The sequence below is a fragment of the Peribacillus sp. SIMBA_075 genome (assembly GCF_046534585.1).
On record NZ_JAWRYN010000848.1, the window covers coordinates 1 to 263 of the forward strand.

Sequence of the window (263 nt, forward strand, 5' to 3'; positions counted from 1 at the left end):
GTGGTATATTTATATGTAGTAGGAACTTCTCTCTTACGAGGGGAGTTTTTTTATGAACCGATTAGGGAGGTTTGTGTTTTATGAACAAGAAAATCATTATCCGCACTTTGGAAAATATCGCACTATATATGGAATTAAAAGGGGATAACCCGTTTAAAGTTTCGGCTTTCCGGAAAGCCGCCCAAGCACTCGAACTCGACCAGCGCAGCCTGGATGAAATAGAGGACGTGACGAAGCTGAAAGGCATCGGCAAAGGCACGGGC

1 pseudogene is annotated in these 263 nt (G+C 44.1%); it reads left to right on the forward strand.

The features are described 5' to 3' along the window. Positions 1 to 80 precede the first annotated feature (80 nt). Positions 81 to 263, forward strand: a pseudogene (locus SB775_RS30630) (DNA polymerase/3'-5' exonuclease PolX); the annotation flags it as partial.